The sequence below is a fragment of the Shewanella surugensis genome, from assembly GCF_023284005.1.
Lineage (GTDB): Bacteria > Pseudomonadota > Gammaproteobacteria > Enterobacterales > Shewanellaceae > Shewanella > Shewanella surugensis.
In genome coordinates, this window is sequence record NZ_JAKIKS010000013.1 from 57,221 (window position 1) to 65,566 (window position 8,346).

The following is an 8,346-nucleotide window of genomic DNA, read 5'->3' on the forward strand; positions in this document are numbered from 1 at the left end:
GAATTAAGTAATGTTATGGAATAAACTTGGGTTTATTGATACTGATGAGATTGCTTTCGATTGGGCCAGCAATAGTGCATTAACGCCAACCCCTTTTCTTCTTGATGATATGACAATTCGCGTATATTCAGGAATGAGGGATGAAGAAGGTATTTCTCGAATTGGTTATGTAGACCTTTCAATTGATGATCCAACAAAAGTAATAAATTACTCTCAGAAACCTTGTTTAGATATTGGTTTTGATGGGGGTTTTGATGATAATGGCATTATTCTTGGTGATATCATTCGCAGCGAGAATGAGCTATGGATGTATTATGTTGGCTTTCAATTAGTTAAAAAAGCAAAGTTTTTGGCGTTTTCTGGTTTAGCTATAAGTAAAGACAGAGGAGAGACATTTAGTCGAACTCAGAATACTCCGATCTTAGATAGAAGTGACAATGGATTGACAATTAATGCTATTCATACGGTAATTAAAGAAAATGGAATATACCGATGTTGGTACGCTGCTGGAGATTCATGGCAAAATATAGGTGGCGTAGACTATCCAAAATATAATATACATTATACAGAATCAAGCGATGGAGTTACTTTTAACAAAGATAGAGTTGATATTCTTTGCATTGATAATGAGAATGAAGAATATCGCATTGGACGTCCTTCGGTATATAAAATAAAAGATGGCTATCTTATGTTTTATACAAAAGGAACCAAGACTGGAAAAGATTACTATCCAGGCGTAGCATATTCTCAAGATGGCATTAAATGGGAGCGGAAGGATGACGATTTCGGCTTACCTTTATCTTATGATGGATTTGACTCTATCCACCTTTGTTACCCTCGTTTATTAGCGGTAGGTAATAAAGTATATTGTTTTTATAATGGAAATAATATGGGTAGACATGGTTTTGGTGTTGCGGAGTTATTAGAGTGGTAACTTGTAAAAAATATAGTGATAAAGAAAAATTATCGTGGGACAATTTTGTAAAAAATAGTAAGACTCCTCTATTTTTTTTTCAACGTGATTTTCTGGAGTATCATAGCCATAAGTTTGAAGACTATTCATTGATGTTTTTTATTGAAGATGAGTTAGTAGGGGTTCTTCCTGCTACAATACATAGACAAGAAGAAGGGGTTGAATTACGTAGCCATGGAGGATTAACCTATGGAGGGCTAATTTTTCAACCAAGGGTTCGAGGTGTAAAAATTAGATTGGTTATGGAGTCGATGAAAAATCACTGCCTTTCTCACCAAATAAATAGCCTAATATATAAGGCAATGCCTTATATATTCCATGAACTTTCTTCTCAAGAAGACTTGTATTTTATATTGAATGAAAACCAAGCTAGTATAGCTAAAAGAGAGCTTTCTACCGTAGTGTATTTAAATAACAAACTGAAGATATCTAAAGGTAGAAAAGCTCTATTAAGTAAAGCTAGGAAAAACAATTTAAGCATTGAAACTGATGGTGATTTTTCAAAGTTTTATAGCTTACTAAGTAATGTACTACAAAAACATGGTGCATACCCAGTACATTCTATTGAAGAGCTGTCCTATTTGAAAATTAATTTTCCAAAAAATATTATTCTCAAATCTATTGAGGTCGATGGGGAAATGATTGCTGCATCTTTACTTTTTGTTTTTAATAATGTTGTTCATACGCAGTACCTGGCGACAAACGATAATGGAAAAGAAATCGGAGCTTTAGACTATATTATTGAAGAAAGTATGTCAGAGTACAAAAATAAAGGCTTTGAATATTTTAGTTTTGGGATCTCCACAGAAGAAAATGGAAAGGTATTAAATGCGGGTCTTCTTTCTCAGAAAGAAAGTTTTGGGGGAAGAAGCATAGCAATTGATACATATCAGGTTAGATATAATGATTAAATTTTTAAATTTGAAGAAAGTTAATGAAAAATATGAAGATGATTTGAAGAAAAGCTTCGAGCGTGTGCTTTCATCGGGGTGGTATATTAATGGAAATGAACTTAGTGAGTTTGAGCTGAACTATTCTCAATACTGTGGTTCGAAATATTGTGTAGGTACCGCAAATGGCTTAGATGCTCTATCATTGATTTTCAAAGCTTATATTTTAATGGGGAAGTTAAAAGACGGTGATGAAGTATTGGTTCCATCGAATACTTTCATAGCATCAGCTTTAGCTGTCACTGATAATAATTTAAAGTTGAAATTAGTGAATTGTTCAGAAGAAACGTATAATATAGACCCTGAATCGATTGAAAAATCTATTGGTCCGAAAACTAAAGCTATACTAGCGGTGCATTTATATGGTCAATCATGCGATATGAATGCAATAAAAGATATTGCAGATCGTGAGGATTTATTACTTATAGAAGATGCAGCTCAGGCTCACGGTGCAAAATCTGAAGGTAAAAGGGTTGGTTCTATCGGTGATGCTGCTGGGTTTAGCTTTTATCCGGGAAAAAATCTAGGAGCTCTTGGTGATGCAGGAGCTGTTACAACAAGCGATGAGCTTTTGGCTGAAACTATTAGAACGCTTGTTAATTATGGAAGTAAAGTAAAATATGAGCATGAGTTTTTAGGTGTTAATAGTCGACTGGATGAACTCCAAGCTGCTTTCTTAAGTGTTAAGCTGAAACATATTGAATCTGATATATCAAAAAGAAGGGAAGTAGCAAAAGAGTATATAAATAATATATCGAACTCTTTAATTCGTGTGCCTAATATAAAATGTTGGGATGAACATGTTTTCCATTTATTTGTTGTAAGGTGTAATGAAAGAAGTAGACTTCAAGATTACTTATCAGAGAATGGTGTGGAATCTCAAATACATTACCCTAAAGGGATTCAAGATCATCTTGCTTATGCCGATTATGAATTTTCTGAAGGTGAAAAAATCACTCATGATCATTATTCTTTATTAAGTTTGCCTATTAGCCCTGTAATGTTAGAAGCGGATGTGCAAAAAATAATAGCTTTAATTAATGACTTCAAATGAGTTTAGCGAAGACTTCTATTTTAAGCCTGATAGTTACAGTTTTTAAAATGCTATCAGGTTTGATTTTAAACAAAGCTGTGGCTGTCTTTATAGGTCCGACTGGACTTGCTACGATAGGGCAGTTTAAAAGCTTTATACAGATATGTATGGTATTGGGGCAAGGGGGAATAAACGCAGGTATAACGAAGTACTGTGCCGAAAGCTATGGAGATGAAGATAAAATTAACTCGGTGGTATCGACATCTTTTGTTATCGGTTTTACACTTTCAGTTGTGATTGCAATTGTTTTTAATTTGATTCCTCAATACATATCCGTTCGTGTGTTTGCTAGTCCTGAATATGATTATATTATTAGAACTTTAGGTGCAGTATTAGTTTTTTATGTTTTTAATACTTATTTCTTATCAGTTCTAAATGGTTTAGGTAATACAACTTATTGGTTTAAAGTTAATATTGTTCAAAGTGTTATTTCCATAATACTAACACTTGTTTTGATTGTATCTTATGAATTAAAGGGGGTGTTACTTGCTCTAATTCTTAATCAATCACTAGTTTTTCTATATTTACTTTTCCTCCTTAAAAATAATGCTATTTTAGTAGCTGCTAAAAGAATAGATTTAGTAGATAAGGATAATGCTAGAAAGCTACTGAAATTTGGCCTAATGGCGCTTGTTTCTGCTATAGTTGTTCCGGTGTCTCATATTGTAATTAGAGATTACATGACAAATGAGCTCGATTCAGCATCAGTAGGCTATTGGCAAGGTGTGTGGTACATTTCATCGATGTATCTTATGGTATTGACATCAACTTTATCAGTATACTATCTTCCTAAATTCTCTAGTTTGCGCTCTAAGTATTCGATTTGGTTAGAGGTTAAAAAAGGGATCATAATATTTGTTTTGATTGCTTGTGTTTTGGGATATTTAATATATTTGTTACGTGAGTATGTTATTATTATTTTGTTTAGTGACAAATTCCATGAAATGTCAGTTTTGTTTAAATGGCAATTAAGCGGTGACGTAATTAAGATCGCATCATGGTTTTTTGGTTATCTAATGCTAGCCAAAGCTAAGGTGAAGTCATTTATATTCTGCGAAATTTTCTTTTCTATACTGTTTGTTATTCTATCTATCTATTTTATTGATTTGTTCGGGTTGGTTGGTATTACGTATGCGTATTTTATCAATTACGTGATTTACTTTTTTGTTTCATTTTTTTTAGTGTTTAGTGAACTATCCTTTAGCCCTGAATAGTGGAGGCATCTGTGCTAACAATATTTGTACCATCTTATAACCATGCAAAGTATATAACAAAAACTCTCAATAAAATACTGAGTATAAATATTCCTAATAAAAGGGTTTATGTTGTTGATGATTTTTCTAGCGATGATTCAGTAGAGGTGGTTAGGAATTATATAAAACAGAATGATACTAGAAATGAAATCGACTTTGTTTGCAAAGAAGAGAATAAAGGAGTCGTTGACTCATTAAATGTATTTCTTGAAAAATGTACCACTGATTATATTTATCTAATGTCATCTGATGATATTGTTGTTCCTGAAAATGTTTTAGAATTATTTGGAATAATAAGTAGTGAACCAAAATTGAAATATGTTATCGGAGGGGCTAATAATTTAATACTTGATGGCCGAGAGACTCCAGTTTATAAAAAACAACATGATTTATTTTTTGGCCTAAGTGAAACAGATAGGTTTAACGAGTTATATCTAAACTCTCCAAGTCCCATTCTATCTCAAGGAACTATAATTAGGAAAGAAGCATTAATTGCTATTGGAGGGTGGGATAGCGATATTATTGCCGATGATTATTCAATGTTTCTTCGGCTTTTATCCTTGTATCCCCGTAATGGTCATGACTTTCTTTTTTTACCAGATATAATTTGTGTAAAATATAGACATCATGATACGAATAGCTATACGAAAACCCTGAGACAGTTTTTAATGACAACACAGGTACTAAGGAAGTATGCACCTAAAAACATAAAGAATGAAGCAATTGCAAGAAAATTTGGTTATTATTTGGCTGTTTCGATAAGAGACTTAAACTTTAGTGCTGCAAAGGGAATTTTAGGCGCTTCAAATTTCAACGATATTGCCTTAGGGCTATATTATTCTGTTTTGCTAATTTTAAAACGCTTGGTAAATAAATGCACACGTTAGAGTTCTTATCTTTATTATTTGATGATCTATATTTTTTCCTTGCGTTGAACTTTGCTATATTTTTATTCCTCCATTTATTTACAAGAATTAAGCTTTTTGGTGGTGTATTGAACCCAATTTATGTTATTTTGGTTGTAGGATTTAGTACTAAGTATGCGATTGTTAGTTTTTTATATTTCAAAGGTTACATTATTGTTGAGTATGTAATATTCTCATTTGTATATTTACTATGCCTTCTTATTTTTTATCGATTATCCTTTAAGTTTGCTAAAGCAAAGGTATTGTCTAATTTTTGTCGATATATCGTAGCTCCTTATGAAAGAGATTTTTTAAAGGTGATGCTGATTATATACTCAGTTTTGGCTATGTTTATAATCTATAAAATAGGTTTTGGTATTTTTGCTGATACAAATCGATTTGAGAATAGCCGTGGATTTGGTGCGTATATTCGCATCATGGATGCAATTTCAATGTTTATAGTTGTGTATTCAGCTATCGCTGCTGCTCAGTCAAGTGGCTGGAAGAGTCGTTATTTTAGGTTCTTTATATTGGCTGTGTTTGTCGTCTTTTCTGCATTTCTAAATGGCGCAAAGATATCAATTTTATTTTCTCTGATGGGGATTTATTTAGGTCTTCTTATTCATGGTGTTGTACCTAAGATAAATTTTAGAAAGAAAGTTAAAATAATAGCTCTTGGGCTAGCTTTTATTCTGTTGGCATTGTCTATTAATTTAAAACAAAATAATGTTTCAGCTGATGAGGCATCTAAGTTGATATCTGGAGCTCCTTTATTAGTTGAACGATTTATCAATAGAATGATATCAAACGGTAATACTGCATATTTGTTACTTCCAAATGAAGTAATAGACCAAATAGATACAGATAATATTGTTGTAAGGTTATTTACACCTATTATCGGTATTACTCAGATGAGTAAGCTGGTGGGTTATAATGCTGGTGATTACTCTGTGGGGCGTCAAGCTCTGCTTTATTATGATCGTGATAATACAACAGCAGGTGGTCCTACAAGTCACTTTGATTATTTTTCATACGTATATCTTGGTATCGTTCCGGGTGCTTTGTTTATTATATTGATTGGTATTAGCTTGGGAGCTGTTAATAGAGAAGTATATGACTATTGCTTGAACAATAGAAAATCTATTAGTATGTCAGCTTTCTTTGTAACGATTTGGTTTAGGCTCGTAATTGTTCTTGTAGAGCCAACAGTGGGAATGGCATATGTCTTCGATGTAATATTGATATTTTTTATGGTGTCAATACTTTTGAATGTATTAAAAAGAATATAGTTATTATGATGATAAATGAAATAGATAATAAAGAAGTAGCTATATTGCTAACAACTTACAACCCAAATGTCACGTCTCTTTCTAGTAATATATCTACTTATATACGACAATGTGGCCAAGTTTATTTGGTTGACAATTCACCAATCCCTTTTGATTATTCGTTATTGCCTTCATCAATTAAGATGATTACTCTTCACGATAATAAAGGCATAGCAGTGGCTCAAAATATAGGATATGAAGCTGCAAAAAAAGATGGCTATAACTTTTTTCTGGAAATTGACCAAGATTCAAAGCTTTCTGAAAATTATGTGTATAGTATTTGTCGTGATTATATAGACATTGTTGATAGGAATGGCCCTATATTGGGCGTTGGTCCTATAGCTATTTCCGAAGAGCAAGGTATAGATTACTATAATTATGGTTCGCTAGAGTCACCTATTCCCGTAGAGCATACATTAAGCTCTGGCTTCTTCTATTCAAAGCAGGGAGTTGAAGTGTGTGGCTTAAAGAATGAAGGCCTATTTATTGATCTGGTTGACTGGGAATGGTGTATGAGAGCTAAATCTTTTGCTCTTTTATCTTTTGTTAGTCCTAATGTAGAAATATTGCACTCTTTAGGTGAAGGGCATAAGGTTATTGGTCCGTTTAAAATAGGTGTCTCCAAACCATTTCGCCACTACTACCAGTTTAGAAATACTATACTTTTGTCGATGATGAAGCACATTCCACTTCGGTGGAAGCTAAAGAATATACTAAAAATCATATTGAAAATTTGTGTTTACCCGATAATTCTTGATGAAGGCTTTAATAGGTTTAGATTTATGAGTAAAGGCTTAGTTGATGGTTTTAGAAATAAAAATTCCTCATTAACATAGAAAAATATAACCTAGCGTGGGTAAATTAGTGAATAAGATATCTGTACTATTGTCGCTTTTTAAAAAAGAAAACCCTGTATTTCTTAAAGAATGCTTAGAAAGTTTGGTTTTTCAAACAAGAAAACCTGATCAAGTCGTTATTGTTTTTGATGGTCCGATCGGAAAAGACTTGGAGGATGTTGTAAGCAGATTTTGTGATTTACTCCCTTTAGATATAGTATCCCTTCCGTTAAATGTAGGGCTTGCTGGTGCCCTTAACGCAGGTTTAGAACAGTGTTTTGGTGACCTGGTAGCTAGGTTTGATACTGATGATATTTGCTATTCTCATCGTCTAGAAGTTCAGGAAAGAACAATCAATGACAGCAACATCGATATTTTGGGAGGCGCTGCAACTATTATTGACTTAAATGGGAACAAGGTTGGTACTAGAGTAAATCCTGTTCAACATGATGGAATTATCACTAGCTTGTGGAAGAATCCTCTCATTCATCCAAGTATTATATTTCGTAAGGATCGTATATTAAATATTGGGGCTTATGATACGGCTTTACGCCGTCGCCAAGATTATGAGCTTTGGTTTAGAGCTGCGCGTAATGACTTCAAATTTGCTAATGTAAAAGAACCTCTAATTTATTATCGATTTGACAGACATACACAATCTAAACAATCACCAGCTTTGGCTTGGACGCAAGGAAAAATTGGATTTAAAGGAAGCATGTCTTGTGGCTTGGGAATTACTAAGTCTATGTGTTGCTTTATTCCTTTTGTACGCTCTATCTTCCCACTGTGGTGTCAGGTCAGAATCACCAAAACTATGAAATTCTTTGACTCACGAGAAAAGTAGCGGAGCTATAGTCGTTTCTGGTGTATGAGGATAAAGCATTGCGATGTAACCTATTAATTGATCTTGGCCGATCAACAATTAACAAAAGGAACATCGCAATGACTAAAAATGATAATGTTATTTCTATTGAGACACCAGTCAATCCGTTAGAAGAGCTATTAAAA

Annotated in this window: 8 protein-coding genes; all 8 read left to right on the forward strand. The window is 33.2% G+C overall.

Translation table 11 applies throughout. The features are described from left to right. The first annotated feature begins 10 nt into the window (after nucleotides 1–10). Genes L2764_RS05210 through L2764_RS05245 form a run of 8 tightly spaced genes read left to right on the forward strand, consistent with a single transcriptional unit; the run spans nucleotide 11 to nucleotide 8,182 of the window. Entirely contained in the window at nucleotides 11–934 is a 924-nt protein-coding gene (locus L2764_RS05210) for a glycoside hydrolase family protein (protein ID WP_248939175.1), read from the forward strand. Then, entirely contained in the window at nucleotides 928–1,884 is a 957-nt protein-coding gene (locus tag L2764_RS27965; RefSeq protein WP_248939176.1) for a GNAT family N-acetyltransferase, read from the forward strand. The genes L2764_RS05210 and L2764_RS27965 overlap by 7 nt, the downstream gene beginning before the upstream one ends. Continuing rightward, the gene (locus L2764_RS05220; RefSeq protein WP_248939177.1) at nucleotides 1,877–2,977 is read left to right on the forward strand and encodes a DegT/DnrJ/EryC1/StrS family aminotransferase; all 1,101 of its coding nucleotides are present in this window, start codon (nucleotides 1,877–1,879) and stop codon (nucleotides 2,975–2,977) included. Before L2764_RS27965 ends, L2764_RS05220 begins: the two co-directional genes overlap by 8 nt. Then, nucleotides 2,974–4,230, forward strand: coding sequence for an O-antigen translocase (locus L2764_RS05225; protein WP_248939178.1), 1,257 nt, complete (start codon nucleotides 2,974–2,976; stop codon nucleotides 4,228–4,230). The genes L2764_RS05220 and L2764_RS05225 overlap by 4 nt, the downstream gene beginning before the upstream one ends. 11 nt (nucleotides 4,231–4,241) lie before the next feature. Continuing rightward, nucleotides 4,242–5,156: a glycosyltransferase family 2 protein gene (locus L2764_RS05230; protein ID WP_248939179.1), complete on the forward strand. Its 915-nt coding sequence runs from the start codon at nucleotides 4,242–4,244 to the stop codon at nucleotides 5,154–5,156. Beyond that, nucleotides 5,144–6,463: a hypothetical protein gene (locus L2764_RS05235; protein ID WP_248939180.1), complete on the forward strand. Its 1,320-nt coding sequence runs from the start codon at nucleotides 5,144–5,146 to the stop codon at nucleotides 6,461–6,463. The genes L2764_RS05230 and L2764_RS05235 overlap by 13 nt, the downstream gene beginning before the upstream one ends. Before the next feature lie 5 nt (nucleotides 6,464–6,468). Then, a complete protein-coding gene (locus L2764_RS05240) occupies nucleotides 6,469–7,338 on the forward strand; it encodes a glycosyltransferase family protein (RefSeq protein WP_248939181.1) in 870 nt (289 codons plus the stop codon). Nucleotides 7,339–7,366: 28 nt separating this feature from the next. Next, entirely contained in the window at nucleotides 7,367–8,182 is an 816-nt protein-coding gene (locus L2764_RS05245) for a glycosyltransferase (RefSeq protein WP_248939182.1), read from the forward strand. The last annotated feature ends 164 nt before the right edge of the window (nucleotides 8,183–8,346 follow it).

What these genes read in the sequence shown, in the direction of transcription:
- L2764_RS05210 (WP_248939175.1), top strand. Translation starts at nt 11, where the DNA reads ATGTTATGGAATAAACTTGGGTTTATTGATACTGATGAGATTGCTTTC.
- L2764_RS05220 (WP_248939177.1), top strand. Translation starts at nt 1,877, where the DNA reads ATGATTAAATTTTTAAATTTGAAGAAAGTTAATGAAAAATATGAAGAT.
- L2764_RS05225 (WP_248939178.1), top strand. Translation starts at nt 2,974, where the DNA reads ATGAGTTTAGCGAAGACTTCTATTTTAAGCCTGATAGTTACAGTTTTT.
- L2764_RS05235 (WP_248939180.1), top strand. Translation starts at nt 5,144, where the DNA reads ATGCACACGTTAGAGTTCTTATCTTTATTATTTGATGATCTATATTTT.
- L2764_RS05240 (WP_248939181.1), top strand. Translation starts at nt 6,469, where the DNA reads ATGATGATAAATGAAATAGATAATAAAGAAGTAGCTATATTGCTAACA.